Source organism: Dietzia sp. SYD-A1, assembly GCF_015356725.1.
In the GTDB taxonomy this organism is placed as follows: Bacteria; Actinomycetota; Actinomycetes; order Mycobacteriales; family Mycobacteriaceae; genus Dietzia.
Genome location: NZ_JADDKI010000074.1, coordinates 1 through 999, shown reverse-complemented (window position 1 = coordinate 999; position 999 = coordinate 1). Strand labels below are relative to the sequence as shown.

Below are 999 nucleotides of genomic sequence, written 5' to 3'. Positions count from 1 at the left end.
GGTGCAGCCGGGGCCGCGGCGGGCGCCGGGTTGGACAGGTCACGCGGGGTCGGCGCGGAGTTCAGGCCCAGCTTGGCCGAGCAGGCGGGCCACGCTCCCCAACCCTGACCCGCGAGGGTCCTCTCGGCGACGGCGATCTGCTGCTCGCGGGTCGCCTGGTTGGCGGTCGGAGCGTACTGGGTGCCGCCATAGGCCGCCCAGGTGCTCGGCGAGAACTGCAGTCCGCCGTGGTAGCCGTTGCCGGTGTTGATCCCCCAGTTGCCGCCGGCCTCGCACTGGGCGAGACGATCCCAGTCGGAGTCCGGGGCCGCGTTGGCGGCCGGGGCGAGGGCGAGCCCGGCGGCGGAGAACGCGGTGCCCGCGAGGACCACCTTCACCGCCGTCCTGGGTGCGGAGGCGGGGGTGGCAGCGCGGTGGCGTCCGGTGTTCGAGGTCATATACGCGTCAGTCCTTTTCACTCGGTGCCTACGGGGTGAGCTGTCGGGTTCGGACGAGTGCGCCCGGCCGCGGATGGCGGCTTGACCCCAAGGCGACCTGTGGTCGCCGGCCCGGCAAGGGCCCTGATCGGGTCCCCCGTCCCCGCCCGGTTACGGTCACTGTCGCAACGGCCGCAGGGCGGGGTTCGGTGGTGCGTCCGATGCCAACTCGCTGACGAGTCTGACTCGAACAGTAGCGGGTTGATGCCGGATCGTCACCATTCTGAGATAAAACCAGGTCACGCAGAAGGGCGGCTATCAGTGTTATCCGCTCGTTACCTGGAGATTCGCGGACGTGTGGGTTCCGTCACGCCCTGGGCGGCCGGGAGCCGAGGATGGCGTACAGCAGCCCCAGGAGGAACCCGACCGGGGTGAACACCATCGCGCCGACGTAGAGGAACGTGGGGGCGTCCCGGTCCAGCACGAACGGGGTGAGTGCGGCGAGGATCGTGAAGACGACTCCGACGGCGAAGACGGCCAGGGCGGCGACGAACAGCCCGCGACGTCTGGGGCGGGACGGGGT

Annotated in this window: 2 protein-coding genes and 1 riboswitch; both genes read right to left on the bottom strand. The window is 70.8% G+C overall.

What is annotated here, in order from left to right:
* Window positions 1-437, bottom strand: a 437-nt coding sequence (locus IY392_RS03820; RefSeq protein ID WP_194860547.1) for a transglycosylase family protein, incomplete at its 3' end; no start/stop codon positions are given.
* A 9-nt stretch (window positions 438-446) separates the two neighbouring features.
* Window positions 447-605: riboswitch (cyclic di-AMP (ydaO/yuaA leader) on the bottom strand.
* A gap of 178 nt (window positions 606-783) precedes the next feature.
* A partial coding sequence (locus tag IY392_RS03815; RefSeq protein ID WP_194860546.1) for a hypothetical protein occupies window positions 784-999 on the bottom strand: 216 nt, incomplete at its 5' end.